Origin of the sequence: Mesorhizobium sp. L-2-11, assembly GCF_016756595.1 — a bacterium.
Taxonomy (GTDB): Bacteria; Pseudomonadota; Alphaproteobacteria; order Rhizobiales; family Rhizobiaceae; genus Mesorhizobium.
Map to the genome: position 1 here is coordinate 757,660 of NZ_AP023257.1, position 26,945 is coordinate 784,604.

The 26,945-nt window shown below is 64.3% G+C and carries 21 protein-coding genes and 1 tRNA gene; 8 read left to right on the forward strand and 14 right to left on the reverse strand.

Annotated elements, in window-relative coordinates:
- Nucleotides 1-44 precede the first annotated feature (44 nt).
- A complete protein-coding gene (gene lpdA, locus JG739_RS03585) occupies nucleotides 45-1,442 on the forward strand; it encodes a dihydrolipoyl dehydrogenase (protein WP_202367327.1) in 1,398 nt (465 codons plus the stop codon).
- Between the two features lie 12 nt (nucleotides 1,443-1,454).
- Here the strand turns inward: lpdA and JG739_RS03590 are convergent.
- Both JG739_RS03590 and JG739_RS03595 read right to left on the reverse strand, forming a co-directional pair.
- Nucleotides 1,455-2,398 (reverse strand): IS630 family transposase gene (locus JG739_RS03590; RefSeq protein ID WP_446720497.1). Its coding sequence is split into 2 segments (ribosomal slippage): nucleotides 1,455-2,062 and nucleotides 2,062-2,398, totalling 945 coding nucleotides; the frame shifts between segments, so codons are not numbered across the junction.
- A 308-nt stretch (nucleotides 2,399-2,706) separates the two neighbouring features.
- On the reverse strand, nucleotides 2,707-3,810 hold the full coding sequence (locus tag JG739_RS03595; RefSeq protein WP_202365275.1) for a saccharopine dehydrogenase family protein: 1,104 nt from the start codon (nucleotides 3,808-3,810) through the stop codon (nucleotides 2,707-2,709).
- A gap of 135 nt (nucleotides 3,811-3,945) precedes the next feature.
- Here JG739_RS03595 and JG739_RS03600 point away from each other — a divergent pair, with 135 nt between their 5' ends.
- Both JG739_RS03600 and JG739_RS03605 read left to right on the forward strand, forming a co-directional pair.
- Nucleotides 3,946-4,374 (forward strand): Lrp/AsnC family transcriptional regulator, encoded by a 429-nt coding sequence (locus JG739_RS03600; RefSeq protein ID WP_202365276.1) that lies wholly within the window; start codon nucleotides 3,946-3,948, stop codon nucleotides 4,372-4,374.
- 234 nt (nucleotides 4,375-4,608) lie between these two features.
- Nucleotides 4,609-5,838, forward strand: a complete 1,230-nt coding sequence (locus JG739_RS03605; RefSeq protein WP_202365277.1) for an amidohydrolase/deacetylase family metallohydrolase — start codon at nucleotides 4,609-4,611, stop codon at nucleotides 5,836-5,838.
- Nucleotides 5,839-5,993: 155 nt separating this feature from the next.
- Here the strand turns inward: JG739_RS03605 and JG739_RS03610 are convergent, their stop codons facing one another.
- The 7 genes from JG739_RS03610 to JG739_RS03640 all read right to left on the reverse strand — a co-directional run bounded on the left by JG739_RS03610 (nucleotide 5,994) and on the right by JG739_RS03640 (nucleotide 15,747).
- Nucleotides 5,994-7,772: an NAD(P)/FAD-dependent oxidoreductase gene (locus tag JG739_RS03610; RefSeq protein ID WP_202365278.1), complete on the reverse strand. Its 1,779-nt coding sequence runs from the start codon at nucleotides 7,770-7,772 to the stop codon at nucleotides 5,994-5,996.
- A gap of 198 nt (nucleotides 7,773-7,970) precedes the next feature.
- Complete coding sequence (locus JG739_RS03615) at nucleotides 7,971-8,909, reverse strand: MurR/RpiR family transcriptional regulator (protein WP_202365279.1); 939 nt, start codon at nucleotides 8,907-8,909, stop codon at nucleotides 7,971-7,973.
- A gap of 385 nt (nucleotides 8,910-9,294) precedes the next feature.
- A complete protein-coding gene (locus JG739_RS03620) occupies nucleotides 9,295-11,331 on the reverse strand; it encodes an aldo/keto reductase (protein WP_202365280.1) in 2,037 nt (678 codons plus the stop codon).
- Between the two features lie 121 nt (nucleotides 11,332-11,452).
- Nucleotides 11,453-12,538, reverse strand: a complete 1,086-nt coding sequence (locus tag JG739_RS03625; protein WP_202365281.1) for an ABC transporter ATP-binding protein — start codon at nucleotides 12,536-12,538, stop codon at nucleotides 11,453-11,455.
- 7 nt (nucleotides 12,539-12,545) lie between these two features.
- Nucleotides 12,546-13,397 (reverse strand): carbohydrate ABC transporter permease, encoded by an 852-nt coding sequence (locus tag JG739_RS03630; protein ID WP_202365282.1) that lies wholly within the window; start codon nucleotides 13,395-13,397, stop codon nucleotides 12,546-12,548.
- Nucleotides 13,394-14,254 carry a carbohydrate ABC transporter permease gene (locus JG739_RS03635; protein WP_202365283.1) on the reverse strand — a complete coding sequence of 287 codons (861 nt, stop codon included), beginning with the start codon at nucleotides 14,252-14,254 and terminating at the stop codon, nucleotides 13,394-13,396. The genes JG739_RS03630 and JG739_RS03635 overlap by 4 nt, the downstream gene beginning before the upstream one ends.
- Before the next feature lie 221 nt (nucleotides 14,255-14,475).
- Nucleotides 14,476-15,747, reverse strand: coding sequence for an ABC transporter substrate-binding protein (locus JG739_RS03640; RefSeq protein WP_202365284.1), 1,272 nt, complete (start codon nucleotides 15,745-15,747; stop codon nucleotides 14,476-14,478).
- 106 nt (nucleotides 15,748-15,853) lie between these two features.
- Here JG739_RS03640 and JG739_RS03645 point away from each other — a divergent pair, with 106 nt between their 5' ends.
- A complete protein-coding gene (locus tag JG739_RS03645; protein WP_202367328.1) occupies nucleotides 15,854-16,723 on the forward strand; it encodes a helix-turn-helix domain-containing protein in 870 nt (289 codons plus the stop codon).
- 320 nt (nucleotides 16,724-17,043) lie between these two features.
- Here the strand turns inward: JG739_RS03645 and JG739_RS03650 are convergent, their stop codons facing one another.
- Together JG739_RS03650 and JG739_RS03655 are read right to left on the reverse strand one after the other, a co-directional pair.
- Complete coding sequence (locus JG739_RS03650) at nucleotides 17,044-17,406, reverse strand: hypothetical protein (protein WP_202365285.1); 363 nt, start codon at nucleotides 17,404-17,406, stop codon at nucleotides 17,044-17,046.
- Between the two features lie 305 nt (nucleotides 17,407-17,711).
- Nucleotides 17,712-17,786 (reverse strand) — tRNA-Gly (locus JG739_RS03655).
- A 228-nt stretch (nucleotides 17,787-18,014) separates the two neighbouring features.
- On the opposite strand from JG739_RS03655, the gene JG739_RS03660 reads away from it, so the two are divergent.
- From JG739_RS03660 to JG739_RS03675, 4 genes are all read left to right on the forward strand, one after another.
- The gene (locus JG739_RS03660; protein ID WP_202365286.1) at nucleotides 18,015-18,512 is read left to right on the forward strand and encodes a prolyl-tRNA synthetase associated domain-containing protein; all 498 of its coding nucleotides are present in this window, start codon (nucleotides 18,015-18,017) and stop codon (nucleotides 18,510-18,512) included.
- A 92-nt stretch (nucleotides 18,513-18,604) separates the two neighbouring features.
- Nucleotides 18,605-19,603, forward strand: coding sequence for a thioredoxin (gene trxA, locus JG739_RS03665; RefSeq protein WP_202365287.1), 999 nt, complete (start codon nucleotides 18,605-18,607; stop codon nucleotides 19,601-19,603).
- Nucleotides 19,604-19,754: 151 nt separating this feature from the next.
- Complete coding sequence (locus JG739_RS03670; protein WP_202365288.1) at nucleotides 19,755-20,426, forward strand: LON peptidase substrate-binding domain-containing protein; 672 nt, start codon at nucleotides 19,755-19,757, stop codon at nucleotides 20,424-20,426.
- A 273-nt stretch (nucleotides 20,427-20,699) separates the two neighbouring features.
- Entirely contained in the window at nucleotides 20,700-20,927 is a 228-nt protein-coding gene (locus JG739_RS03675; protein ID WP_202365289.1) for a Trm112 family protein, read from the forward strand.
- A 254-nt stretch (nucleotides 20,928-21,181) separates the two neighbouring features.
- Here JG739_RS03675 and JG739_RS03680 read toward each other — a convergent pair whose 3' ends face one another.
- Genes JG739_RS03680 through JG739_RS35205 form a run of 3 tightly spaced genes read right to left on the reverse strand, consistent with a single transcriptional unit; the run spans nucleotide 21,182 to nucleotide 26,923 of the window.
- On the reverse strand, nucleotides 21,182-24,460 hold the full coding sequence (locus tag JG739_RS03680; RefSeq protein WP_202365290.1) for an error-prone DNA polymerase: 3,279 nt from the start codon (nucleotides 24,458-24,460) through the stop codon (nucleotides 21,182-21,184).
- Nucleotides 24,457-25,926, reverse strand: coding sequence for a DUF6504 family protein (locus JG739_RS03685; RefSeq protein WP_244749679.1), 1,470 nt, complete (start codon nucleotides 25,924-25,926; stop codon nucleotides 24,457-24,459). Before JG739_RS03685 ends, JG739_RS03680 begins: the two co-directional genes overlap by 4 nt.
- Nucleotides 25,868-26,923 (reverse strand): ImuA family protein, encoded by a 1,056-nt coding sequence (locus JG739_RS35205; RefSeq protein ID WP_244749680.1) that lies wholly within the window; start codon nucleotides 26,921-26,923, stop codon nucleotides 25,868-25,870. Before JG739_RS35205 ends, JG739_RS03685 begins: the two co-directional genes overlap by 59 nt.
- Nucleotides 26,924-26,945: the final 22 nt, after the last annotated feature.

Sequence of the window (26,945 nt, forward strand, 5' to 3'; positions counted from 1 at the left end):
AGAAGGAAAGGCGCGCAACGGCCATCGGCGCAAGGACAGCCATGATGAAGGAAGTATCCTGCAAGCTGCTCGTCATCGGCGCCGGTCCGAGTGGCTATGTCTGCGCCATTCGCGCCGGCCAGCTCGGCATCGACACGGTGATCGTCGAGTTCGGCAAGCCGGGCGGCACCTGCCTCAATGTCGGCTGCATTCCGTCCAAGGCGCTGATCCATGCGGCCGAGGAGTTTGAGAAAATCTCGCACATGGCGACCGGCAAGAGCCCGCTCGGCATTTCAATCGCCAAGCCGTCGATTGATCTCGAAGCGACAATCGCCTGGAAGGACGGTATCGTTAGCCGGCTGAACAGCGGCGTTGCCGGCCTGCTCAAGAAAGCCGGGGTCAAGACCGTGCATGGCTGGGCGAAATTCCGCGACGGCAAGACCGTCGAGGTTCAGACCGAGACCGGCATGCAGGTCGTCCGCGCCGAGACGGTTGTGATCGCCACCGGCTCGGCGCCGGTCGAGCTGCCGTTCCTGCCGTTTGGCGGCGCGGTGATCTCGTCGACCGAAACGCTGGCGCTGAGCGAAGTGCCGGAAAGGCTTGCCGTCGTCGGCGGCGGCTATATCGGGCTCGAGCTCGGCATCGCCTTCGCCAAGCTGGGCGCCAAGGTGAGCGTCGTCGAGGCCTTGCCGCGCGTGCTGGCGCTATATGATGCCGAGCTGACCCGGCCGGTGGTGAAGCGGCTCGCCGAGCTCGGCATCGAGGTGCTCGTGAACGCCAAGGCCAAGGGCCTGTCGAGCAAGGGCGATGCGCTGCTGGTCGAAACGGCGAGCGGCAAGAATGCCAAGATCGCTGCCGACAGGATCCTGGTCACCGTCGGGCGCAAGCCGGTGGTCGAAGACTGGGGGCTGGAGCAGATCGACCTCGATATGGCGGGTAAGTTCATCCGCATCGACGACCAGTGCCGCACCTCGATGCGCGGCATCTTTGCCATTGGCGATGTCACCGGCGAGCCGATGCTGGCGCACCGGGCGATGGCGCAAGGCGAAATGGTCGCCGAGATCGTCGCCGGCCACAAGCGCAGCTGGGACAAGCGCTCAATTCCCGCCATCTGCTTCACCGATCCGGAGCTGGTCACCGCAGGCCTGTCGCCGGACGAGGCCAAAAGGCTTGGCGGCGAGATCAAGGTCGGCCTGTTTCCGTTCGCCGCCAACGGCCGGGCGATGACCAAGATGAGTGAGGATGGCTTCGTCCGGGTCGTTGCCCGCGCCGACAACCAGCTGGTGCTCGGCATCCAGGCGGTGGGCCAGGGCGTGTCGGAACTGTCGACGGCGTTCGGCCTGGCGCTGGAGATGGGCGCGCGGCTGGAGGACATCGCCGGCACCATCCATGCCCACCCGACGCAGGGCGAGGGTTTTCAGGAGGCGGCGCTGAAGGCGCTTGGGCGGGTGTTGCATGTTTAGAGCGGGATGAGATTACCTGCGGTCATAGCCTGAGTTTGCGAAGTAATTTGAGCACTCGAGCGGTGTGACGCGGTTGAGAATCTGGCCGATGGCGTTGCAGACCGTTTCAACGGTGCGCTTTGCGGCCTTTCGCAGCCAGTGCTTGAGCTTGGCGAAGAGCTGTTCGATCGGATTGAGGTCAGGCGAGTATTTCGGCAGGAAGAAGAGCCTCGCGCCGGCCTTTCGGATGGCGCGACGCACGGCCTTGCCTTTGTGGCTGCCGAGATTGTCCATCACAACGATGTCGCCCGGCTGGAGAGTGGGCACGAGAACCTTCTCGACATAGAGGAGGAACCTCTCGCCGTTGATCGGCCCGTCGATGAGCCAGGGCGCTTCGACGCGATCATGACGCAGCGCAGCCAGAAAGGTCATTGTCTTCCAGTGGCCATTGGGAACTTTGGCCTTGATCCGCTGTCCGACCGGTGCCCAACCCCTGAGCGGGGCCATGTTGGTCTTGGTCCAGGTCTCGTCGATGAACACCAGGCGGGCGGGGTCGATCCGGTCCTGATACAGAACCCATTGCCTCCGTCGGCGCGCAACATCGGGACGATCTTGCTCGGCGGCGATCAGCGTCTTTTTTTGTGAGACAGCTTCTCGGCGTGCACGAACTCCCACACCGAGCGGTAGTCAACCTTCAGGCCACGCTCGCCAAGTTCGGCCACAAGCCCGCGCAAGGTGAAGTCCTTCTCCCGGCAGCGCTCGACAAGCCAGTCGCGCCACGCTCCCGATATCTTCTTCGGCTTGTAGCCGCCCACTTGGCGGGGCGCCACGCTCCCCGTCTGTTCCACCCGCTTCAGCCACTCGATCGCCGCGCTGTAGCTGACGCCAAATCGAGCAGCCGCCGCGCGCCGCGAAAGCCCTTCAACCTTGACCGCCGCAACAACCCGTTCGCGCAGGTCCATTGAATATCCAACCATCAATGCTGGCCTCCTGCCCAGCAGCAAGGTTGAATCAGATCATCGCTGATTTGGGAATCCCACGACTCCCATAAATCTCATCCCGCTCTAGTTCGCGACGGCGCGAAAACTGGAGATGTCGGCGGGACAGCACCCCCCTCTGTCCTGCCGGACATCTCCCCCTCAAGGGGCGGATGTCATGCCCGCCTTCGCTAACGATCAATACTATCAGCTAAGTGAGACGACGAAGCTATCAATCTCCCCCCTTGAGGGGGAGATGCCCGGCAGGGCAGAGGGGGGTGCTGCCCCACCAGCGTTCACAAGGGCATTCACCCCGCAAGCCGGCTAACCATCTCGTGTTGCGCGTAGGCGCGGCCGAAGCGGTTGGCGAGGAAGGCGTCGAGCGCGATGTCTTCCTGCTTGACAAAACCCTTCGCCGGCAAGGTGCCGTCGGCCAGCATGTCGAGCACCGCGCAGATGGCGGAGGCGGTGGTGATCTGGATGGCGCTGCGCACCTTGTCGCCGACGCGCTTGGCGTAGATCTTGTTGGCGTAGGTTTCCTGCAGCAGGCGGCCGTTCTTGCGGCCGCTGACGGTGACGAAGACGATGACCACGTCCTGCAGCGTCGCCGGCAGGGCGCTCTCAAAAATGTCCTTCAGCACGTCGCGGCGGTGGCGCAGGCCGAGATCGTTGAGCAGCGCCTTCATGATCGCGGCATGGCCGGGGTAGCGGATGGTGCGATAGTTCAGCGTGCGCACCTTGCCCTTCAGCGTTTCGGCCAGCGTGCCGAGCCCGCCCGAGGTGTTGAACGCCTCGTAGGTGACGCCGTCGAGCGAGAATTCCTCGCGCTCCTCCAGCGGCGGCACCTCGATCAGCTCGCCTTCGACGATCGCCTCGCAAGGCTCGCAATATTCGTTGATGACGCCGTCCGTGCTCCAGGTCAGATTGTAGTTCAGCGCATTCGACGGGTATTGCGGCAGCGCGCCGACCCGCATGCGCACGCTTTCCAGCGTGTCGAAGCGGCTGGCGAGATCATTGGCGACGATCGAGATGAAGCCCGGCGCCAGCCCGCATTGCGGGATGAAGGCGCTGTTGGCGGTACGCGCCAAGTGCCTGACGCGCCGGGTCGCGACGACGTCCTCGGTCAGATCGAGATAATGCACACCGGCGTTGGCCGCCGCTTCGGCGATGCGCACGGTCAGGTGGAAGGGCGCGGCGCTGAGCACCGCGAACTTGCCGGCCAGGGCCGCTTCGAGCATGCCTGGTGCTTCGATGTCGAGCTCCAGCGTTTCGACCGTTTCCGGCAGTTCGGCCGCGCCGAGCTGTGCGGCCGAGCGGTCGACGAGGGTTATGTGATAGTCGCCGGTGGAAGCCAGCATCTCGGCGATGGTCGAGCCGATCTTGCCGGCGCCGACAACGATGATGTTCTTCATGACAGTTGCCTCACAGTTGCCTCGCCTTGCCTTTCAAAGAGCCGATAGAATCGCAGCTTGCCTGTCGAAAGGAAGTGTTGAACTGTTCGAAACGAAGCGCCAAATTGAACAGTATGCCGATGAGGTTCGTCGAAAGTGCTTAATAACGCCGAACTGGCCCTGCTCTCCCTGCTGCGCGCGAATGCGCGCGCCTCGACGGCCGAGCTGGCGCGGCGGCTCGGCGTGTCGCGGACGACGGTGCAGAGCCGGATCGAGCGGCTGGAACAGCGCGGCATCATCACCGGCTATGGCGTCAGGCTTTCGCCCGATTACGAACAGGGACTGGTGCGGGCGCATGTCCTGCTCACCGTCACGCCCAAGCTTGCCGACAAGGTGGTGCGCAGCCTGCAGGCACTGGCGCCGGTGCGGACTCTGCATTCGGTGAGCGGCAATTTCGACATGATCGTCATCGTCGACGCGCCGTCGATCAAGGACCTCGACACGCTTCTCGATGAGATTGGCGCGATGGACGGGGTCGAGCGGACATCGTCGTCGATCATCCTGTCGACGCGGATTGATCGGTGAATGCTGCCCGCGTTGGCGCGGCCCAGAAGCGCTGGCGGGACAGCACCCCCCTCTGCCCTGCCGGGCATCTCCCCCTCAAGGGGGAGATCGGCAATTTTGGCGCTCTGCTCACGCTTGCGACGCTCCTGTAACAAAGCAACATGAATCCCCGAAAAATGTTGCTTTCCAACACAGCCTGTAGGAGAATTGCGCGGACGGGCCGCTTGGATGAGAACGGACAGGAGCCGGACGCCGATGCAATTTGATCTCCTGCTGAAGGGCGGCCGCCTCATCGACCCGGCGTCCGGCCTCGACGCGCAACGCGATCTGGCCATCGCCAACGGCCGCATCGCCGCGATCGATGCCGACATTTCCTTCGAGCGTGCCGCGCGCGTCGTCGATGCCACAGGCTCCATCGTCGCGCCCGGCCTCATCGACCTGCACAGCCACGTCTATTGGGGCGGCACCTCGCTTGGCGTCGATGCCGACCGGCTCGCGGCAAAAAGCGGCACCACCACCTTCATCGACGCGGGAAGTGCCGGCGCCGGCAACTTCCTCGGCTTTCGCCGCCACGTCATCGAGCGCTCGAAGGTCCGCATCCTGGCCTATGTCAACATTTCCTTTGCCGGCATTTTCGGCTTCTCGCAGACCGTTTCGGTCGGCGAGTGCAGCGATCTGCGGCTCTGCGAACCGCGCGAGACGGTGGCGGCGGTGCGCGAGCACGCGGACGTGGTGGTCGGCGTCAAAGTACGCTCGGGTCGCCATGCCGGCGGCAGCAGCGGCATTGCGCCGGTCGATCTGGCGCTCGAGGCCGCCGACCAGGCCGGCCTGCCGCTGATGGCGCATATCGACGAGCCGCCGCCCGGCCGTTCGGAAGTGCTGCCGCGGCTGCGCAAGGGCGATGTCCTCACCCACTGCTTCCGGCCGTTTCCCAATGCGCCTGTCTTCGCCTCTGGCGCGGTGCGGCCCGACATGCGGCTGGCGCGCGAGCGCGGCGTCATCTTCGACATCGGCCACGGCATGGGCTCGTTCGATTTCGCGGTCGCCAAGGCGATGCTCAGCGAAGGGCTGGCGCCTGACGTGATCAGCAGCGACGTGCATCTCTACTGCGTCGACGGTCCGGCCTTCGACATCCTGGTCTGCATGTCGAAACTGCTGGCGCTCGGCATGCCGCTGGTCGACGTGCTGCGCGCGGCGACACAACGGCCGGCCGAGGCGATCGCAAGGCCCGAGCTTGGCACGCTTAAGGTCGGCGCCGTCGGCGACGTCGCGGTGCTGCGGCTGCGTCCGGGCCGGTTCACTTTCGTCGATGCGGTCGGTGCCTCGCTGATCGCCGAGCAGAGGCTGGTATCGGACGGCATCGTGATTGGCGGCACCTGGTGGCCGAACGAAGCGGCTAACGATCTTGGCGATACCGAACGCTTCGAAGCGCATGCGCATGAGACGCATGTCGAGGTGGTGGCCAGGCATTTCGGGCGTGGGTGATCTCCCCCCTTGAGGGGGAGATGGCCGGCAGGCCAGAGGGGGGCGCCGCACGTCGAGCGCCAACCTCCATCCGTTGCAGGAAGGCGAGCCCGGTCGAACCGACCCCCTCTGTCGCCTTCGGCGACATCTCCCCCTCAAGGGGGGAGATCACAGCTTCACCCCGGCGCCCCATAAACCGGCGTCGCAACGCCTTCCATGCGCGCCTTGATCTGCAGCGCCACATATTTCGAGTAGAAGCGCGACAGTGCCAGATTGCCGCCGTGGAACCATAGCGCTTCCTGCGCCGTCGGCTTCCACATGTTGCGCAGTTCGCCTTGCCATGGTCCCGGGTCGCCCCTGGTGCCAGAGCCGAGCCCCCAGCACGGCCCGACCTTGTCGGCGACCTCGCGCGAGACGATCGCGGCCACAGTTTCGTTCATCGACTGATAGCCGGTGCAGGAGATGATCGCGTCGGCCGCCAGTTCGCTGCCGTCGTCGAACAGGATTCCGGTTGGCGTCAGCCACTTGATCTCGACACCGCTGCGGACGCCGATCTCGCCGTCGATGATCAGATCGGAAGCGCCGACGTCGATATAGTAGCCCGAGCCGGTGCGATAGGCCTTCATCAGCAGCCCGGTCTCGTCGTCGCCGAAATCGATGGCGAAGCCGGCGCTGCGCAAGCGGTCGAAGAAGGCCGCGTCGCGTGCCTTTATGATGTCGTAGAGCGCCCGCTGGCTTTGCGGCAGCAGCGCGAACGGCGTCGAGGCGACGATCATGTCGGCTTTTTCGGTGGTGATGCCGCGGGCCAGTGCCTTTTCCGAAAAGATCTCGAAGCCGACCTCCATCAACGTGTCTGATTTGACCACCGTCGTCGGCGAGCGCTGGATCATGGTCACCGCAGCGCCGCTCTCCCAGAGGTCGACGGCGATATCGTGTCCCGAACTCGCCGCGCCGATGATCGCGACGCGTCTGCCGCGGAATTTCTCGCCGCTAACATACTGACTGGAATGCAGGATCTCGCCCTGGAACGCCGCGGCGCCCGGCAGGTCGATCTGCCGCGGCGGGCCATAGGCGCCGGTCGCAAAGACGATGTGTTTTGGCATCAGCGTGATGCGCTCGCCGGCGCGATCGACATCGACCGTCCAGATTTTTTCGGCTTCGTCGTAGCTGGCGTTGACGCATCTGGTGGAGGTCCAGTAATTCAGTTCCATGACGCGCGTGTACATTTCCAGCCAGTCGCCCATTTTGTCCTTGGGCGTGAACACCGGCCAGTTTTCCGGAAACGGGATGTAGGGCAGATGGTCGTACCAGACCGGATCGTGCAGCACGAGCGAGCGATAGCGGTTGCGCCAGGAATCGCCGGCCTGCGCGTTTTTCTCGATGACGATGGTCGGCACGCCGAGCTGCCTAAAGCGTGCGCCCAGCATGATGCCGCCCTGGCCGCCGCCGATGACCAGGCAATAGGGCTGCTCAATGGCGCCGAGATCACGCGTTTCGCGCGCCCTCGCCTCGGCCCAGGTCTCGCGGTCCGGGTCGGCCTGGTGGCGGACACCCAGCGGCCGCGCCGGTCCCTTGCGCTCCTCAAAACCCTTGAGGTCGCTCATCGCCGTGAACAACGTGCGGCACCGGCCGTCTGCCAAGCGCATGATGCCCTGGCCCCACGCCGATGACGTCTCGAAGGTGAACCAGGCTTCTATCGTGCCTTCGTGCGAGCTTGCCTCGCCAGTGAGCTGCCAGGCAGTCGGCTTTGTCGCCGCCAGCGTGGCATCCAGCATGTCGCGGATCGCCGCGCGGCCTTCCATGGTCTTGATGTTCCGGGTGAAGGTCAGCAGATCGCGCCAGTAGCAGTCTTCGGCGAACAGATCGGTCGCGCCCTCGGCGTCGCCCGCCTCGAGGGCGCGGGAGAGCGAGGAAAGCCAGCTGGCCGCCAGCTTTGAGGGTGCCATGTCGAGCATCTGTTTTTTCTCTCCTTCGAGTGGGTGCAGCCGGTCTGTCCTTCTCCCCTTGTGGGAGAAGGCGGCCGAGCGAAGCTCGGTCGGATGAGGGGTGTTCCAGAGAACACCAACGTCTCACTCCGTCCAACACCCCTCATCCGGCTTGGCGCTGCGCGCCAATCCACCTTCTCCCACAAGGGGAGAAGGAAGATCGCGCCCTCAGTCTCCCAGCGGCTCCATCTCCTTGCCCGTTCTGTGGATCTGGGCGTTGTATTTGATGCGGCGGACCGTTTCGCGGGCCGAGCCGTCGAGCTTGTACGCGGCCGCCACTGCCATCAGGTCGATCGCGGCCAGAAAGGCAAACCGCGAGGCCGTCGGCTTCAGCGTGTCGGGATATTCTGATACCGCCACCGTCAGCCTGACGTCACAGGCGCGGGCAAGCTCGGTGTCGGGCGCGGTCACGCAGATCGCGTTGGCGCGGTAATGCCTGGCGAGTTCGACGGCCTCGATCACTTCGCGCGTGCGTCCGGTCGCCGAAATGGCGATCACCAGGTCCCCGGGCTTCAGGGTCGAGGCGGTCATCCGCATCAGATAGGGATCGCACTGGGCGCTGACGGTGATGCCGTAGCGGAACAGCCGGTACTGGGTCTCCTGCGCCAGCGCCGATGAGCTGCCGCCGAGGCCGAACACCGTGACCTGGCGCGCCTTGGCGATGAGCTCGGCGGCCTTCATAAGCTGCGCCGGGTCAAGCTGCCGTTCTGCTTCCTGCAGCGCCCGGCGGGCCTCGCCGAACACGGCATTCCAGAACGGCATGCCATTGTCGCTGCTCACCGGCGGCGGCTTGCTCAGATAGAGCGCGCCGACGACCAGGCTCTGCGCCAGCTTCAGTTTGAAATCGCGCACCCCCTCGCAGCCGATGGCGCGGCAGAACCGGGTCACCGTGGGTTCGCTGACCTGGGCGCGCTGGGCGAGCACGGCATTGGAGGCGTCGACCGCGAAGCTGACGTCGTCGAGCACGACATCGGCGACGCGTCGCTCTGCCGGCCGCAATTCACTGTAAGAGTCCTTGACCAGCGAAATGATGTCGGGGATGCGCTTGACGCGTGCATCCGGGTCGCCGTCCGAGGTTGGCCGTCCCTGGCCGTCTGCTTCGGTCATGACTCATCCCCGCCGTTCGTGGAACTCGACCATGTTTGCGCATCGCTTGCCTGCTCGCCGAAGTATGTAGGAAAGCAACAAGCTTTTCAAGAAATAGAAAAAAGCGCTTTGAAACAAACACATGTGGCTGAGCGTAGCGATCTTGCCAGCGAAAGCCGTGGTCGCCGTTTGACGGCAATGTCGGAGAGTTACAGGCAGATTCTCTGCGGGATCTCGCGCGGCTCCCCTTCTCCCCTTGTGGGAGAAGGTGGATTGGCGCGTAGCGCCAAGACGGTTGAGGGGTGCTGGACGGAGTGCCGTCTTTGCCAAGCTGGAACACCCCTCATCCGACCGAGCTTCGCTCGGCCACCTTCTCCCACAAGGGGAGAAGGCAAGGGCAGCGATGTCAGCCCCGCGCGAGTTTCCGATCCGAACCGCCATCATCCAGCCACGCAATGTCGTCGGGCGAAAGCGCAATGTCGAGCGCCTGCAGGCTGTCCTCCAGTTCATCGAGCGTGCGCGGCCCGATCAGCGGGACGGACGGGAATGGCTGGGCCAGGACGTAGGCGAGCGCGACATGGATCGGGCTCTTGCCCAGCCTGTTGGCGAGCTCGATCGCCCGGTCGCGGCGGCCGAAATTCTTCTCGGAGTACCAGACCCGGACCAGTTCTTCATTGTCGCGCTGGTCACGCCCGGCGCGGCCGGTGAAGAAGCCGCGTCCCTGGCTCGACCAGGCGAAATTGGGCATCTGCCGGGCGGTCAGCCAGGCCTTCCATTCGTCGCTGGACGAGGTGACGCAACCCGGCCAGATCGGCACCAGCATCTCGGCCAGCGAAAAATTGTTCGAAAGCGCGCCAGGCTTCTGCTTGCCGGTCCGCTCGGCATAGGCAATCGCCTCGTCCATGCGTTCCCGCGTCCAGTTCGAGCCGCCGAACGGACCGCGGATGCGGCCAGCCCTGACCTCGCGGTCCATCGCGTCGACGAATTCGTCGACCGGCACGTCGGGATCGTCGCGGTGCATGAAATAGACGTCGACATGATCGGTCTGCAGCCGGTCGAGCGACTGGGTGAGTTGCCTGCCGATCACATCGGGATAGCAGAGCGGAGTGTGCGCGCCCTTGCCGATGACCACCGAGTGCTCACGCACACCGCGGTTTTTCAGCCATTGGCCGAGCAGCGTTTCGGTGTAGCCGCTGCCGTAGATGAAGGCGGTGTCGAAGACGTTGCCGCCGGCTTCGAAATAGGCGTCGAGCAAGATCATGCCCGAGGAGAAGGTGCGAAAATCCTCGAAGCCGAGCGCCAGGCACGAGGCCGGCCGCGGCAGGCCCGGAATTTCGCGCTTCGGGATGGCGGTGCCGGCGGAGCGCAGCCGCCGGCCGGAGATGGTGTTGACGCGTTTTTCCGGCTTCTCGATCTCGTATTCGAGGCCGATGGCGGCGCGCCATCTGTCGAGCACGCGCAGATTGCCGAGGCTGTCGGCCCAGCCCATGCCCGGCCAGGCAAACTCCTGCTTTCCGGCCAGGATCGCCTCGCCGGCGGCGTCGACCTCGAAGGCGTAGAGCCAGCGGTCTTCCTTGACCTCGACCACCTCCTCACCGCCCGGACGGATGATGCGGATCTCGCCGGTGCCGCCTTCCCTGCCGCTCGCATACCAGAAATCCGCGACCTCGATGCGGCCTCTGGTGCCAAGGATGCGCAGGACATTGTCCTGCGCCAGCGAAATGCCGCAGGAGACTTCGGCGACGATGCCGCTGGGAAAATGCAGCAGCGCCGAAGCCCATTCGTCGACGCCGGACTGACCAAGATGCGCAGCACCGGCGACCTTGTCCGGCTCGGCGAAGGGTTTTCCCGATGCTGCTCCGGCAATCAGCCGCGCCATCGAAACGGGATAGCCGCCGACGTCGAGAATGCCGCCGCCGGCCAGATCATTGGCGTAGAGCCGGTGCTCCGGCATGAAGCCAGGCATGGCGAAGCCGAAGCTCGACTTCACCATGCGCACCTCGCCGATCGCGCCAGACCTGATCAGCTCGACCAGCTTTGCCGTCTGCGGATGCAGCCGGTACATGAAGGCCTCGCCGAGGAACGTGCCGGCCTTGCGCGCCGCATGGATCATCGCGTCGGCCTCGAAAGCGGTGAGCCCCATCGGCTTTTCGCAAAGCACATGCTTTCCGGCCTCGGCCGCCCTGATCGCCCATTCAGCGTGGCTGGGGTGCGGCGTCGAAATGTAAACCGCATCGACGTCCGGGTCGGCGAGCAGGGCCTCGTAGCCGTCGAGGATGCGGGCGCCGGGGAAGTTTTCATTAAGGCCTGATTTGCCGGGATTGCGCGCGCCAATGGCGGCCAATGTGCCGGTGCGTGAATGGGCGACGCCGCCGGCAAAGGCCTTGGCTATGGTGCCGGGCCCGAGAATGCCCCAGCGGATTTTTTGCGGTTCGGACGTCATTTCAGATCTCCTTGGGGTCGCCTCGGTGTCGCGAGTTGGTGAAAAAAAGTTCCGTGTCCTGGTGTGCATGTCGTTGTGCCAAACCGCTGCGCGGTTCACGCCCGAGGGCATGCTTGGGGCACTAGCGAATGCGAGCACCTGACTTGTCGAAGAGAAGCGACCGGCCGGCCTTGATCGACACCACCATGTGGTCGCCGCTCGCTCGCTGCCGCGATGCCTCGCGCTCGATGATCAGTTCCTCTGGTCCGGCATTGGCATAAATGTAGCTCACCGATCCAAGGTGCTCGGCGACATCGGCCTTGACGGCGATATCGCAATCGCCTTCGCCGGCCTCGAAGAAATGCTCCGGCCGCACACCGAGCACGACCTCGGCGCCGACCGCAGGCGGGGCGTCCGACAGCGGTTTCCGCAGCCGAGCGCCGCCATGGTTGGCGAGTTGGAGGACCGTTGCATTGCCGTCGTTGCCGACCACTTGGGCCGCCAGAAAATTCATCTTCGGCGAACCGACGAAGCCGGCGACAAAGCGGTTGGCCGGGTCGTCATAGAGATCGAGCGGCGCGCCGATCTGCTCGATATTGCCGGCGTTGAGCACGACGATCCTGTCGGCCAGCGTCATCGCTTCGGTCTGGTCATGCGTCACATAGATCATGGTGACGCCGAGCTCCTTGTGCAGGCGCGAGATCTCGACCCGCATCTGCACCCTGAGCTCGGCATCGAGATTGCTCAGTGGCTCGTCGAACAGGAACACCTGCGGCTCACGCACGATGGCGCGGCCGATGGCGACGCGCTGGCGCTGGCCGCCGGACAATTGCCTCGGGCGCCGCTTCATCAGCTCGGCGATGCGCAAGATCTCGGCGGCCCGCTTCACCCGCCGCTCGGTGTCGGCTTTCGGGTTGCCGTTCATCCTCAGCCCGAAGCTCAGGTTCTGCTCGACGCTCATATGCGGGTAGAGAGCGTAGGACTGGAACACCATGGCGATGCCGCGGTCGGCCGGCTCGACATCGTTCACCAGCTTGCCGCCGATGGCGATCTCGCCGCCGCTGATGTCCTCGAGCCCGGCGATCATCCTGAGCAGCGTGGATTTTCCGCAGCCGGAAGGGCCGACGAAGACGACGAATTCGCCGTCATTGACGTCGATGTTCGCGCCGTGAACGATCTCGAAGACGCCGAAGCGCTTGACGACATTTTTGAGTGTGACCGCTGCCATGCTGATCCTATTTGATGGCGCCGGCGGCAATGCCGGCGACGAAATGGCGCTGCAAGAGCACGAACACGACGAGCATCGGCACGGTGAGCATCACGGCGCCCGCCATGATGCCGCCCCACGACACTTTGGTGAGGCCGATCAGCGTGCCGAGCGCCACCGGCGCCGTCATCGCGCCGGGCTTGGAATTGATCAGCAGCGGCCAGAGATAATTGTTCCAGGAGGCAAGGAACAGGATGATGGCGAGCGCTGCCAGCATCGGTCGCGCCAGCGGCAGCGCGACGAACAGGAAGATCCGCCATTCCTTGACCCCTTCGACGCGGGCGGCATCGAATAGGTCGCCCGGCATCATCGAGAAGCTCTGCCGCATGAACAGCACGCCGAGCGAATTGAACAGCGGCGGCACGATCAGCGCCACCCAGGTGTTGGCGAGCTTGAAGTCGCGCGCCACCATGATGAATTGCGGGATCAGCACGACAGCATAGGGAAGCGTGATGGTGCCGAGAATGATGGCGACGACGACGCCCTTGCCGAAGAACTGGTAGCGCGCCAGAGCCCAGCCGGCCATCGAGGTGAGCAGCACTGACAGGAACGTGTAGGTCACCGCCACCGAGACCGAGATGCCGATGGCGCCAATGAAATTGGTGTCGCGCTGCAAATTGTCGACATTGTCGAGGAAGCTGCCGTGCGGCAAAAGCTCGATGCTGGGGCTAAAAATGCCTCTGTCGGGCATGGTCGAAAAGATCACCATCATCCACAGCGGAAACAGCCAGATCAGCGCCAGCGGCGTCAGGAACAGATGCAGCGCGATGCTGCGTCCCAATCTGGAGGAGGAACGGCTCGAAGAGGAACGTGAGCTCATTTCGGCTCCCTCGTCAGCCACAGCTGCACCAGCGAGATGGCGATCGCCAGCCCGGCCATGGTGTAGGCGATGGCCGAGGCGTAGCCGAAATTGAGCGACCTGAAACCCTGGCGGTAAAGCAGCAGCCCGAGCGTTTCGGTGCCGCCGCCCGGTCCGCCGCGCTCGGTGATCAGGAACGGCTCGGTGAACAGCTGCATGGTGCCGATGATCGACAGCACGGCGCAGAAGACGATGATCGGCTTGAGCAGCGGCAGGGTGATGTAGAAGAACTGCTTGAGCTTGCTGACGCGGTCCAGAGTCGCCGCCTCGTAGACGTCCTGGGGGATGGACTGAAGACCGGCGAGCAGGATGATGGCGTTGTAGCCGGCCCAGCGCCAGGTCACCGCGATCATGATCACCGCCATCGCCGGGGTGACGTTGGAGAACCAGTCGATACGCGGCAGGCCGACGCTGTTGAGCAGCTTGTTGATGATGCCGTAATCGAGATTGAACATCAGCCGGAACACCGCCGAATAGGCGACTTCGCCGACCACGACCGGGGCGAAGAAGGCGAAGCGGAACAGGCCACGGGCTTTCAACAGCGGCGAATTGAGCAGCACAGCCATGACGATCGCCAAGCTGATCATCACCGGCACCTGGATGACCAGGATGAGCAAAGTGTTCTTCAAGGCGTTGAAGAAGGCCGGGTCGCCGATCAGCCGGCCCCAGTTGAAGGTCGGCGCGAACCGCCACGGCAGGGTGCGCGTCGCCTGGAAGGAGATCAGGAACGAGCTGATGATCGGCCACAGCCAGAAGATCGAGAAGATCAGCAGATAGGGCGCGAGGAAGCGGTACGCCGTGGCGTTCTGATAGCGCATTCCTTCTCCTTCCTGTCTCTGGGTTTGCCGGCTTGCTGTCGAGGTCGGCGCTGCGCCTGCCTTGCCTTCTCCCCTTGTGGGAGAAGGTGGATCGGCGCGCAGCGCCGAGACGGATGAGGGTGCTGGACGGAGTACCGTCCCTGCCAAGCTGGAACACCCCTCATCCGTCGCCTTCGGCGACATCTTCTCCCACAAGGGGAGAAGGGGGAGCCGCGTTCATATCACTCGGCGACCGGCAGGCCGGTCGCCGAGGCGATCTGGCTTGCGGCATCGTCGAGCGCCGCCTTGGCGTCGGGGTAGCCGCCGCCCAGATATTTGGTCTGCACCGCGCGGACGATGATTTCCGCGTCGCTCTGGAACGGCGTGCCGCGGCTGGGGACGACCTTTGGCAAGGTGCCGAGGATGTCCTTCCACACCGCCTGACCGCCCCAATAGGGCTGGCCTTCGGAGACATAGGGGTCGTCGAGCGCCGAGATCAGCGACGGCACCAGGCCAAAACCCTTCAGCATCGCTATCTGGCCCTCGTTGGTCGCGAGGGAGTATTTCAGGTAGGCGTAGGCGGCTTCCTTGTTGTTGGACACCGAGGTGATGGCGAGCGAGGAGCCGCCGAGATTGGCGGCGCGCGGGCCGTCAGCGGTGAGGCTCGGCATCAGGTAGACGCCCCATTTGCCGCTGCCGTCGGGCGACTCGGTGCGGATGGTGCCCTCGTACCAGCCGCCATACATCTGGGTGGCGACGGTGCCGGCGGTGTTGTTGGTGATCTTGGTGCTCCAGTCGGCCGAGGTGATGATGCCGGCGTCATTCATCTCCTTGATCTTGGTCATCGACGCCACACAGGCCGGCTGATTGACGGTGATCGACTGCCCGTCGGCGGCGAAATAGGCGCAGCCCTGCTCGTTGGCGATCATCCGGAAGAACTCGGAGTCGCCGTTGAAATCGGCGTTGGTCATCTTAACACCAGGATTGGCCTCCTGGATCTTCTTGCCGGCGGCAATGAAATCGTCCCAGGTCTTGATCGATGCGGGATCGACGCCGGCCTTCTCGTAGAAGTCGCGGCGGTAGTACATCGCCACCGGGCCTGAATCCCACGGCATCGCATAGGCCTTGTCTTCCACTTCAAGTTCGGTGCGCTTGAAATCGGGGAATTTTGCCTGGTCTTCGGCCGTATAGCCGAGCGTGTGAAGGTCGACGAAGCAGTCCGGGAACTGGCTCCAGTAGTTCTCGGCTTCACCGTTCTCGATCGTCACGATGTCCGGCAGCCCCTCGCCGCCGGCGGCGCAGCCGGCGATCGACTTGTCGTAGGTCGGGTTGTTGCCGAGATCCTGGACCGTGACCTTGATGTCGGGGAATTGCTTGTTGAAACCTTCTATGGTGGCCTTCAGCGACGAAGCGGCGATGTTCCAGCTCCAGATCGTGATTTCGCCGGATTGCGCAAAGGCCGGGGCGGAGCCCAGGGCAAGCGCGAGCGCGGCGCAGGTCAGTATGGTGCGCATTGAAATCCTCCCATTTCATTTGCTCTCTCTTCGCGAGCATGGCTAGACTAGGGGCTGGGGAAGGCTTGTCCGCGACAAAGGGAATAAGAAATTGGCGGAAAGTAAGATGCCGCAAAGGCCGTTCTACCAGCCTGGCGCCAGCAGCGTGGAGGGTCTGCCGCTGCTGCTGCAGATGTTTCACACCCAGCCCCTGGTGATGCTGAAGCCGCATTGGCATGCCCAGGTCGAGGTGAATTTCATCGTCCGCGGCGCTGTGCACTACCGCATGGACGAGCACGAGATCGCGCTTTCGGCCGGTGACATGTGCCTGTTCTGGGGCGGCCTGCCGCACCAGATGGACGATGCGTCGGACGACGCCGTCTATGCCGGCGCGCATCTGCCGCTGGTGCATTTCTTCCGGCTGCACCTGCCCGCCGACGTCCGCAACCGGCTGATGACCGGCGCGACATTGGTGACCAATGCCACCGACCGGTCCGACAGCGACAATTTCGAGCGCTGGAACCGCTACGTCCGCTCAGGCGATGCGGGCAAGGCCGAGCACGCCGTCAACGAACTGCTGCTACGGCTGGAGCGGGTGCGCTTCGAGCCCTTCCGGCTGGTACCCGAAACGCCGATCGAGCAGGAGGCAGGCAGCCCCTTTGACCAGCAATCGCTGCGCAATGTCGGGCGCATGTGCGACTTCATCGCCGAGAATTTCCTCTACGACGTCGATTGCGTCGACATCGCGGCGGCGGCCGACATCCACCCCAAATACGCCATGAGCGTTTTCAAGAAATCGACCGGCATGACGCTCAATGAATATGTCAATCTGTTGCGGCTCAGCTACGCCCAGGCTCTGCTGATGCACCAGGACGCCAACGTGCTGCGCGTCGCCATGGACTCCGGCTTCGGCTCGCTTAGCGCCTTCAACAAATCGTTCCGCAAACTGGCCGGCATGTCGCCGTCGGATTTTCGCAAAGGCGCGGGCGTCAGATAGCCGATGCGCAGGGCATGGCTGGGTCGATGCCGCCGCGCTCGAACCAGGGCCAACGCGCATAGATGAAGATCGGCCGGAAACGGCCTCGGCAAGCGCCAGTTGAGCGCGCCACGAAAAAACGCACCACCGGCCCCGAGGCCGGTGGTGCTCTCTGGACCGTCTGTTGGGGCAGGACCGTTCCAGGGGATCCCTTAGGGATCGGGCTCGAAAGTCGACTTTTTCCTGACCCATGGCATCGGCCGAACAGATGAAGGAGCCCGCCAACCGGGCAAGAATCTCGATAATGCGGTGCGCCGCCGCGCAGCGCACGATTTGCAATTCTATTCGGCTGCGTCGGGAATTTCGCCGGAGGTGTCGCCGGAAGACTCTACCGGATCATCCGCGGCCGTTCTTGCCAGGAACTTGTCCAAGGCTGCCTGCAAAGACAGGGTGGCCTGCGGCGAGGCCGGCGTCGTCGAAACGACAGCCATTGCATGGGCAATTCCCCGAGTGGACTTATCCCTGGCCGCCGCAGATGTTGCGGCTCCGTGTCCCTGCGATCCGGCCGCGGCCGAGTTGCCGCCGTTGCCGTTGCTTGCGCCGTTACCCTTTCCGCCGCCATTGCCGCCGGGTCCGGCGAGGACTGGAGACGCGACAACGGCGAGAGCGGCGACCGCTGCGAACAGACGGGTTCGAGTTTTCATAATTCCTCCTTCGAGCAGCCCTCCCGCGAGGATGATTGCGGACTATGATATGAGGACCCTCTAATATGATGGTCCACTACTTAGCCAGTTTGGTTTAAATACACCTGTCCGCAAGGGACCTTGGTCCGAAATTGAAAAGCAAAAGTCCTAACTCTATTGGGGGTACTCTGAGCGGCGAACGAAGCGCCTGCAGGCCACAGGCAAACGACAAGCTCGCTCCGCCTGCTGGGTGATGCCGTGCAGCCCAAACGCGAAAAAGCCGCGGCGAACCGCGGCTTTTCGATGCTTGATCCCCCTTGGGAAACTGGAGCGGGTGAAGCGATTCGAACGCTCGACCCCAACCTTGGCAAGGTTGTGCTCTACCCCTGAGCTACACCCGCTCGCGCGGCTTTTGGGCCGCAAGCCGAGCCTATATGGCTGAAGGGCGCGGCGATTGCAACAGGGAAATCGCAGGTTTTTGACCGCACCGGCGACGTAAACGAGCCTTCCCCAGCGCGGATAGAACGCAATCGGCAGCCTTGCTGTGCAATGGTCTTGTCTCGGCCGCGTCATTGGCCGTAAACGGCATGATCCAAACCGCGACAACAAAAAGTCCGACAAGAAACCACATGCCGAAAACCGAAGCCGAGCTTTTCGCCTTTCTCGCCGATCTCGGGATCGAGGTCTCGACGCTGCGCCATCCGCCGCTGTTCACGGTCGCCGATTCGCAGGCGCTGCGCGGGGAAATCGCCGGCGGGCACACCAAGAACCTGTTCCTCAAGGACAGAAAGGACAATTTCTTCCTGGTCAGCGTCGATGAGGAGGCGGTGGTCGATCTCAAGCAGATCCACCAGATCATCGGCGCCGCCGGGCGCGTTTCCTTCGGCAAGCCGGAGATGCTGATGGAGCTTCTCGGCGTCGTTCCGGGTGCGGTCACCGTGTTCGGCTTGATCAACGATACGCAGTTGCGGGTCAAGGTCGTTCTCGACCAGGAGTTGATGCGCCACGCCGTCATCAACGCCCATCCGCTGACCAACGAGGCAACGACATCGATCGGCGCCGCCGACCTGGTCAAATTCGTCGAGGCAACCGGGCATGATGCTGTTATCTTGAAAGTCACGGCATGATCGCCACATGGATGACGATAACCGACTTTCTGAGTGAGAATTAAGGATGTTGCGCCGGGCTGGCGGCCGGGCGGCGACCGAAAGGGCACGAGATGAGCGACAACAATCAATTTGGCGGCCCATTTGGCAGCAATGGCGGCCAATATGCCACCAGCGTGCAATATGGCGGCACTGACGCCAGCCCGGCGAAAGTCGCGCTTGGCGACCCGCCTGTCGCTGCCGACGTCATCAAGGAGACGACGACCGCCACATTTGCTGCCGACGTCATCCAGGAATCGCGCCGTCAGCCGGTGCTGGTCGATTTCTGGGCGCCATGGTGCGGGCCCTGCAAGCAATTGACGCCGCTGCTGGAAAAGGCGGTCACCGCCGCCGGCGGCAAGGTCAAGCTGGTCAAGATGAACATCGACGACCATCCTTCGATCGCCGGTCAGCTCGGCATCCAGTCGATACCGGCGGTCATCGCGTTCAGGGACGGCCAGCCGGTCGACGGTTTTATGGGCGCGATTCCCGAGAGCCAGATCGCCGCTTTCATCCAGAAGGTCGGCGGCAAGGGTAATGGCGCGCCGCAGGTGGCCGAGGTGCTTGCCGCGGCCGCCGAGGCGCGCGCCGCCGGCGATGTGCAGACCGCGGCGGATATCTACGACGCGATCCTGGAACAGGCGCCGGAGACGATCGAGGCGATCGCCGGGCTGGGCGATCTGCTGTTCGAGGCCGGCGATGCCGAGGGCGCCGAAGCCGTGCTGGCGCGGGCGCCGGAAGCCAAGAAGGATGCGCCGCCGCTCGCCGCGGTGCGCGCCAAGATGGCGCTTGCCGCGCAGGCGGCAGCACTTGGCAATCCGGCCGAGCTCGAGCGGCGCCTGGCTGAGAACCCCGGTGATCATCAGGCACGTTTCGAGCTTGCCATGATCCAGAACGCGAACGGCGAGCGCATGGCCGCAGCCGACAATCTGCTGGCGATCGTCAAAGCCGATCGCTCGTGGAACGACGACGGCGCCAAGACGCAGTTGCTGCAGTTCTTCGAGGCATGGGGGATGACCGACGAGGCGACGCTGGCGGCCCGGCGCAAATTGTCGTCGCTGCTGTTTTCCTGAGCGCGCCACAAGCTGTTTTTGCGTAACGGTCTTGCGGTCGGCGACGGCTGCGCCAGATTAGGAGGCCTGACCGATCCGTTCTTCGGTGACGATCACGCGTCAGGTTGCGAAGGGACGGCGGGCTTGATGCGCGAGCGAGCGGAGGTTTGACGTGCAGGTGGGAAACGCGCATTACCGGCTCGATACGGATTTCCCGCCGACGGTTCCGATCTTCCCGCTTGAAGGCGCCTTGCTGCTGCCGGGCGGCCGCATGCCGCTCAACATTTTCGAGCCGCGCTATCTGGAGATGGTCGACGAGGCGATCGCCGGACCGCGGCTGATCGGCGTCATACAGCCCAGCCTCGACGGCGCTCGGCGTGCCGACGGCGAGCCGGCGCTTTGCAATGTCGGCTGCGCCGGACGCATCATCGCGCTTTCCGAGAGCGGCGACGGCCGCTACCTGATTTCGCTGCAAGGTGTGTGCCGGTTTCGCATCGTGCAGGAGCTTGCGGTCAAGACGCCCTTCCGACAGTGCCGGTTTGCGCCGTTTCTCACCGATCTCGACGAAGATCAGGCCGAGGCCGAGATCGACCGGCCGGCGCTGCTCAAGGCATTTCGCGCCTATCTGCAGGCCAACGATCTTGAAGCCGACTGGGAAAGCGTCAGCCGCGCCGAAAACGCCATGCTGGTCAATGCGCTGTCGATGATGGCACCCTACGGGCCGGCCGAGAAACAGGCGCTGCTCGAAGCGGCGGACCTGAAGACCCGCGCTGAAACGCTGATCGCCATCACCGAAATGGCGCTGGCACGCGAAAACGAGGATTTCGGGTCGAGTTTGCAGTAGGTGGGTGGAAAACGGGGACTAAGCCAATTGCGAAAGTCGGCGCCGCCCCTCATCGCCCTGCCGGGCACTTCTCCCCGTATAGGGACAGTATAGGGACGGGGAGAAGGGGCTGTCGGCAGCCTTGGCGGACATTCTTCAACGCGGGTGATTGGCGAAACCAGCGATGAGAGCGTCCCTCTCCCCGTCACTATACGGGGAGAGGATGCCGGCAGGCAGGTGAGGGGCAGCGTCAACGCCCGAAGTCTGAGGACGAACGAGAGAGGACTGACAAAAATGGTGGATGGGCGTGACGGAAAGAAGGCCAATGTCGATCCCAAGCTGCTGGAATTGCTGGCCTGCCCGCTGACCAAGGGGCCGCTGACCTGGGATCCGGAGCGCAACGAGCTCATCTCGCGGGTCGCACGGCTTGCCTATCCGGTGCGTGACGGCATCCCGATCATGCTGCCTTCGGAGGCACGCTCGCTGCCCTTCGACGACGGATTGCCGCCGCCGCGCCTCTAGGCATAGATGGGTGGGCCGTCTTGAAGCGTGGTGATCCTTCGCGCCCCCCTCTGTCCTGCCGGACATCTCCCCCACAAGGAGGGAGATTGGATGTCGCATCGGGTTTCGCCAATCTCCAATGCTGAAGAAAGGCGCCGTCGGCCAAGCCGCCAATCTCCCCCCTCGTGGGCCCTCGTGGGGGAGATGCCCGGCAGGGCAGAGGGGGGCGCTGTCCCGCCGGCATTCAAGATTGCGCACCGCCGCACGGGTATGCCCTATTGAAAATTCCGCCCCTTGGGCATGACCCTTTCTGCCTTCCCCGATAGCGTCGCGTGCCGGTCGTTTTGCACGACGGGACCATCGGGCTTCTCCTCAAAAAGCGCGGACAGCCAGGGTGTCAGGTCCTCGACCTTCTCGGCAACGATATGGATGACGTCCGATTCCGACTGCAGTTTGCCGGTGACGCGGACCAGCCGCGCGCCCATGACAATGGGCCGGTAGCGGTTGAAGGTCCTTTCCCAGAAAATGACGTTGGCGACCGCCTGCTCGTCTTCCAGCGTCAGGAAAATCGCTTTGCCGTTACCTGGTCGCTGCCGCACCAGGACAAGGCCGGCGACCGAAACGCGCTTGCCGTCCCGAACCTGGCCGAGGCGCGCATTGGGGGTGACGCCGGAACCGTCCAGCCGCTGGCGCAGAAAGGCAAGCGGATGCGCCTTCAGCGACAGGCCGAGCGAACGGTAGTCGTGGACGACGTGCTCGCCGAGCGGCATTATCGGCAGCCTGGTCGCGGGCTCGAGATCGCGCAAGCGGATCGCCGGCCGGTCGAACAGCGGCAGGGTCTCCGTGGCACTCCTGCCGTCGAGCGCGCGGACCGCCCACAGGGCGTCGCGGCGGTCGAGGCCGAGCGAACGGAAAGCGTCGGCTTGCGCCAGCTTCTCGATCTCGTCGACGTAGAGGCCCGAACGCAGCCAGACATCGCGAACGGATGCGTAGGCGTTGCCGCGTCTGGCGACAAACACCTCCATGCGGTCCTTCGACAGGCCCTTGACCTGGCGAAAGCCCAGCCGGACGGCATGGCTGGTCCGGATGACGCCGCGCATCTGGGCATGGCGGTCGAGGACGCGGGCCGGGTCGAAAGGTGCTTCCTCCAGCGCGCAATCCCAACCGGAAAAATTGACGTCGACCTCGCGGATTTCGACGCCATGGTCGCGCGCGTCGCGGACAAGCTGAGCCGGCTGATAAAACCCCATCGGCTGGGAATTCAGGATCGCGGCGCAGAACACGTCGGGATAGAAGGTCTTGAACCAGCAGGAGGCATAGACCAGCAGGGCGAAGGAGGCGGCATGGCTTTCGGGAAAGCCATATTCGCCAAAACCCTCGATCTGCTTGAAGCAGCGCTCGGCGAAGTCCTTTTCGTAACCCCGCAAAATCATGCCGTCGACCATCCGCTTGCGATAATTGCCGATCGTGCCGGTGCGCTTGAAAGTGGCCATGGCGCGGCGCAGTTCATCGGCCTCGCCAGGCCTGAAGCCGCCGGCGACAATGGCGATCTTCATCGCCTGCTCCTGGAACAGCGGCACGCCCAGTGTCCTGCCGAGTATCTCTTCCAGTTCCGGCTTGGGATATTCGGGCTTTTCCTTGCCCTGCCGGCGGCGCAGATAGGGGTGGACCATGTCGCCCTGGATCGGGCCGGGCCGCACGATCGCCACCTCGATGACGAGGTCATAGAATGTTTTCGGCCTGAGCCGCGGCAGCATCGACATCTGGGCGCGCGATTCGATCTGGAAGACGCCGATCGTGTCGGCACGACAGATCATGTCGTAGACATGTTTGTTCTCCGGCGGGAGGGTGGCCAGCACATAGGGCCGGCCATAGTCATCGCGCGCATCGGGATAATAATCCTCAAGCAGGCTGAAGGCGCGCTGCAGGCAGGTCAGCATGCCGAGCGCCAGCACGTCGACTTTTAGGATTTTCACCGCGTCGAGATCGTCCTTGTCCCACTCGACCATCTTGCGCTCGTCCATCGCCGTCTTGACGATGGGCACGATCTCGTCGAGCCGGTCCCTGGTGATGACGAAGCCGCCGACATGCTGCGACAGATGACGGGGAAAGCCCATGATCTCGTTGGCGCATTCGATCACCTGCCTTGTCGACGGATCGGTTTGATCGAGGCCGCCGGCCCTGGTCTCCTTTTCGCCGAGCTCCGAGGTCGACCAACCCCAGATCGAGCTGGACAGCGCGCTCCTGACATCGTCCGACAGGCCCATCGCCTTGGCCACTTCGCGCATCGCCGAGCGGCCCCGGTAGCTGACGACGGCCGCGGCAAGCGCGGTGCGCTTGGCGCTGTATTTCGAGTAGATATACTGGATGACCTCCTCGCGCTTTTCATGCTCGAAGTCGACATCGATGTCGGGCGGCTCGTTTCTTTCCTCGGAAATGAAACGCTCGAAAAGCGAATCGATCCGCTCAGGCCCCACTTCGGTGATGCCAATGCAATAGCAGACCACCGAGTTGGCCGCGGAGCCACGCCCCTGGCAGAGTATGCCCTGGCTGCGGGCGAATTTGACGATGTCGTAGACAGTCAGGAAATAGCGCGCGTAGTTCAGGCGCTCGATCAAAGCGAGTTCCTCGCGGATGCGCCTGGTCACATCGGCGGGAACACCCGAGGGGTAGCGTATCGCGGCTCCCTCCCGAGCCAGCCTTTCCAGTTCGGCCTGGGGCCCGAGGCCGGATTCCGTCGGTTCGTCGGGATAATTGTATTGCAGGTCACTGAGAGAGAAGCTCAATTCGCCGGCAAAGCGCAGCGTTTGCGCCAGTGCCTGCGGATGCCGCCGGAACAGCCGCGCCATCTCCATTGGCGGCTTCAAATGGCGCTCGGCATTGGCCGCCAGTTCCAGCCCGGCTTCGGCAACAGGCACGTTGAGGCGGATCGCCGTCAGCACGTCCTGCAACCGGCGCCGTTCGGACGTATGGTAAAGAACGTCGTTGGTCGCCATCAGCGGAATGCCTGATGCCTCGGCCATGGCAGCCGCCTGCTCGATACGGTAGCGGTCGTTGCCGTGATAATCCGGCGAAACGGCAAGCCGCAGGGTCTTGCCGAAGCGATCTTTCAGGCGGCTGATCAGCCTGAGATCCTCGGCCGGCGTCGACAGATCCGGCAGGATCGCCAGCGACATGAGATCGCCCCATTCGAAGAGGTCGTCGCGATAGAGCAGCGGTGCGCCCTTTTCGCTGTCGTCGCGCATATTGGCTTGCGTCAGCATGCGGCACAGATGGCCCCAGCCCTTGCGGTCCTGCGGATAGGCGAGAACGTCTGAAGTGCCATCGCAAAAAGCCAGGCGGCAGCCGGGATGATAGGAAAGACCTTCCACCCTGGCCTGTTGCCAGGCGCGCACGACGCCGGCCACCGTGTTGCGGTCGGCAAGCCCGATCGACGAGAAGCCGAGGAACTTTGCCGCGACCACCAGTTCTTCCGGTTTTGAGGCGCCGCGCAGGAACGAGAAATTCGACTGGATGCCGAATTCGGCATAGGCAACGGTCGCCAGCGCGTTCATGCGAAGACCCCGTGCATGAACCAGCGCGGCGCGACTTGAGAGGCGCCGTAGAGACCTTGGCGATAAAGCCAGTAACGGCGGCCGTCGCTATCCTCGATGCGGAAATAATCGCGGGTCGCTTCCTGCCCCACTGCCTCCCGCCACCATTCCGGGGCGATGCGTTCCGGCCCTTCGGCGCGCGCCACCCGGTACAGCGCGCGCCGCCAGCGGAAGTTCAACGGCGGTCCTTCAGGCATTTCGGTGGCCGGCACCTCGATCGGCTCAGGCGAACGGAACAGCCGGATCGGCCGTTCCGGCCGCAAGACAGGCCTAGTATCTTGTATCTTGTCCGGCTTCTTCGGCGGAGAGAGCCTTTGCGGCGCCTCCGCATAGGGATGCGTGGCGACGGCGCGCTCGGGCAGATGACTCTCGACGGCAACCGGTTTCAATACCGCGCTGTCGCCGAGCCGGGCGCGGATGCGGTCGGCGAAAAGGGCGATGTCGGCGCCGTCGTCGCGCGTCTCGCCGGTCAGATCCGCCTGCTGCATGTCGAAGGCGGCGGCCGACAGGACCGAGAGGCGCACGAGATCGAAGCCATAGCCGGCATCGATGTCCTGTTCGAGCGCGGCAAGCCTTTCGTGGAACAATTTCTGGATCAGCAGCGGCTCGCGCAACGGCTGCGAGGTGCCGACGGCGATCCGGCTGACGGCGCCGTCGACGCGGAAGAGCAGCAGCGCCAGCCTTCTTGCGCCTTCGCCGCGGCGCTCGAGGTCCGCCTTCAATGTCGTCGCCAGCATTTTCACCAGCCGCTCGATTTCGTCGGTCAGCATGATGGGTTCGGCGAGATGGCGTTCGACCGAAAGCGGCGCCACCGGCAGGCGCGGCGACACCGCCTCGTCGAGGCGGCCGAGCGCCTGGTCGAGACGCAAAAGCAGCGATCTGCCGAAGCGGCGGGCGAGCGGCGCGCGCGGTGCTGCCATGACGGCGCCTGCCGTGCGCAGGCCGACGCTTTCCAAGCTGGCGCGGATGTCAGGCTCGATGCGCAGCGCCGCCAGCGGCAAGGGTGCGAGAAGCGCCTCCTCCTCGCCACCGGGGACGATGCGGTCACCAGAAAACCGCGCTGCCGCCCAGGCCGCACCTGGTGTGGCGGCAAGGCCAGCGCGGACATCGAAACCCTGATGGAAAAAGCGCGACAGGATGTCGTCCAGCATCGCCCGTTCGCCACCGAAAAGATGGGTGCAGCCGGTGACGTCGAGGAACAGGCCATCGGCTGCGTCGATCGCCACCAGCGGGGTGTAGCGGTCGCACCAGTCGGCGAGGCTTTCGAGCAGGCGGCGGTCGGCCTCGGGATCGGCTTCCACCACGTCGATCGACGGATGCATGGCGCGCGCGTCGGCTATGCCCATGCCGCGCTTCAGGTGAAGCGCCTCAGCCCGCTCGTCGAGGGCGGCGATGCGCTGCGCGTTCGCCTGGCGATGGCTGATCACCAGCGGCAGGTGATCCGACGGCCGCGAACGCCAGGACCGCCCCAGACGCTGGCGCAGGATCCTTTCCGCGGCGAGATGCGGAAACCACAGGGACAGGATTCGCTGCCGGTTCCTGCCGTCCTTCCCTGGTCCTTCTTTGCTCGAAACTGCGTTCATCGGGGTTCCACTCCAGTATGAATTGTCCCGGCAAGGCGGTGCGGCTCTTGCCGATGCTGACGGTGAAGGCGGGGCGGCCGATCGAGCCGGTGAGCGGCCCGGCGATCGTCTGGCGCGGTGCCGACGGCGCCGCCGACAGGACGAGGCGGACGGGTGCCGCCGTCGGCTCGGGTTCGCCGGCCTGGCGCAGCAGGAACACCGGCCGGCCGGCGCTCTGTGCCCGGGCGTGCAGCCGCCGCGTCGCGGTGAGGTCCAGCCGCTGCGGACTGCCGCGGATTTCGAGGAAGACGGCGGCGAGCGCCGTCATCCGGGCGGCCTCCTCGGCGGTCCACAGCGCGTCGAGGAGCCTTGGCGCCTCGGAAAACAGCAATTGCTCCGGCTCGATGCCGAAAAGGCGATGAAGCCCTGTGGCATAGGGGAAGCCGGCCTCGCGGAAGATTTCCGTGGTGCCGATCCACAGGACCGGCAGTCGCGGCCCTTGTTTGAGGATCAGGCTGACGAGCGACAGGGCGAAGCCGGCGACGGCCCCGGCATCGCGGGTCGCGGCGCCATGGATCTCGCTCAGCGCCGCCTTCGGCAGGCCGCCGCCGAGCGCGGTATCGAGAGCTTCGGCGCCGGTGCGCACAAACGCATCGGGCGGCGCCACGGCGAGGCCGCGGCGGACGATTGTCAGATCCCCGGGCGTGATATTTCTGGGAGTGACATCAGCTGTTGGATTCCGGGGCGCATCAACGGGAGCGCCGGCCGGCGCCTGCAGGCACTCGGGCAGCGTTCCCTCGATCTTCGCGATCTGGCGGCGCAGGGCAAAAACAGTCTCCCGCGCCACGGCGCTTGTCGCCATGACGGTCAGCTTCCACTCACAA

What these genes read in the sequence shown, in the direction of transcription:
- lpdA (WP_202367327.1), top strand. Translation starts at nt 45, where the DNA reads ATGAAGGAAGTATCCTGCAAGCTGCTCGTCATCGGCGCCGGTCCGAGT.
- JG739_RS03595 (WP_202365275.1), bottom strand. Translation starts at nt 3,810, where the DNA reads ATGAAGAACATCATCGTTGTCGGCGCCGGCAAGATCGGCTCGACCATC.
- JG739_RS03605 (WP_202365277.1), top strand. Translation starts at nt 4,609, where the DNA reads ATGCAATTTGATCTCCTGCTGAAGGGCGGCCGCCTCATCGACCCGGCG.
- JG739_RS03610 (WP_202365278.1), bottom strand. Translation starts at nt 7,772, where the DNA reads ATGCTCGACATGGCACCCTCAAAGCTGGCGGCCAGCTGGCTTTCCTCG.
- JG739_RS03615 (WP_202365279.1), bottom strand. Translation starts at nt 8,909, where the DNA reads ATGACCGAAGCAGACGGCCAGGGACGGCCAACCTCGGACGGCGACCCG.
- JG739_RS03620 (WP_202365280.1), bottom strand. Translation starts at nt 11,331, where the DNA reads ATGACGTCCGAACCGCAAAAAATCCGCTGGGGCATTCTCGGGCCCGGC.
- JG739_RS03625 (WP_202365281.1), bottom strand. Translation starts at nt 12,538, where the DNA reads ATGGCAGCGGTCACACTCAAAAATGTCGTCAAGCGCTTCGGCGTCTTC.
- JG739_RS03630 (WP_202365282.1), bottom strand. Translation starts at nt 13,397, where the DNA reads ATGAGCTCACGTTCCTCTTCGAGCCGTTCCTCCTCCAGATTGGGACGC.
- JG739_RS03635 (WP_202365283.1), bottom strand. Translation starts at nt 14,254, where the DNA reads ATGCGCTATCAGAACGCCACGGCGTACCGCTTCCTCGCGCCCTATCTG.
- JG739_RS03640 (WP_202365284.1), bottom strand. Translation starts at nt 15,747, where the DNA reads ATGCGCACCATACTGACCTGCGCCGCGCTCGCGCTTGCCCTGGGCTCC.
- JG739_RS03645 (WP_202367328.1), top strand. Translation starts at nt 15,854, where the DNA reads ATGCCGCAAAGGCCGTTCTACCAGCCTGGCGCCAGCAGCGTGGAGGGT.
- JG739_RS03650 (WP_202365285.1), bottom strand. Translation starts at nt 17,406, where the DNA reads ATGAAAACTCGAACCCGTCTGTTCGCAGCGGTCGCCGCTCTCGCCGTT.
- JG739_RS03660 (WP_202365286.1), top strand. Translation starts at nt 18,015, where the DNA reads ATGCCGAAAACCGAAGCCGAGCTTTTCGCCTTTCTCGCCGATCTCGGG.
- trxA (WP_202365287.1), top strand. Translation starts at nt 18,605, where the DNA reads ATGAGCGACAACAATCAATTTGGCGGCCCATTTGGCAGCAATGGCGGC.
- JG739_RS03675 (WP_202365289.1), top strand. Translation starts at nt 20,700, where the DNA reads ATGGTGGATGGGCGTGACGGAAAGAAGGCCAATGTCGATCCCAAGCTG.
- JG739_RS03680 (WP_202365290.1), bottom strand. Translation starts at nt 24,460, where the DNA reads ATGAACGCGCTGGCGACCGTTGCCTATGCCGAATTCGGCATCCAGTCG.
- JG739_RS35205 (WP_244749680.1), bottom strand. Translation starts at nt 26,923, where the DNA reads ATGGCGACAAGCGCCGTGGCGCGGGAGACTGTTTTTGCCCTGCGCCGC.